The sequence below is a fragment of the Segeticoccus rhizosphaerae genome, assembly GCF_009192725.1.
Classification (GTDB): domain Bacteria; phylum Actinomycetota; class Actinomycetes; order Actinomycetales; family Dermatophilaceae; genus Segeticoccus; species Segeticoccus rhizosphaerae.
In genome coordinates, this window is sequence record NZ_VOHR01000737.1 from 1 (window position 1) to 539 (window position 539).

The window sequence follows — 539 nt, forward strand, 5'->3', positions numbered from 1 at the left end:
CGTCGGTAACCTGCGCACGGCGCTGATGAATTACCTCATCGCGCGCAAGGCCGGGGGAACGTTCATCCTGCGGATCGACGACACTGATCCTGAGCGATCCAAAGAAGAATACGTCGACGGGATCAAGCAGGATCTGGAGTGGCTGGGACTGCATTGGGACCGGGTTGAGCGGCAGTCGGAGCGGCTGGATCGCTATCACGCGGCAGCCGACGAATTGCGCGCCAAGGGGCGGTTCTACGAGGCTTTCGAGACGCCAACCGAACTGGACCTGAAGCGCAAAAAGCAGCTGAACATGGGCAAGCCCCCGGTCTATGACCGTGCGGCGCTGAACCTGTCGGATGAAGAGAAAGACAAGCTGCGCGCAGAGCGAGGCGATGGTGTCTGGCGGTTCAAGCTGGATCAGGAGCGGATCGAGTGGGCCGACGGTATTCTGGGCGATATTTCGATTGATGCGGCCTCTGTTTCCGACCCGGTGCTGATCCGGGGTGACGGACAAATTCTGTACACGTTGGCAAGCGTGGTCGATGACACCGAGATGG

1 protein-coding gene is annotated in these 539 nt (G+C 60.1%); it reads left to right on the top strand.

Annotated elements, in window-relative coordinates:
- The coding region (locus FRW57_RS22745) for a glutamate--tRNA ligase (RefSeq protein WP_238999557.1) at positions 1-539 on the top strand (539 nt) is incomplete at both ends.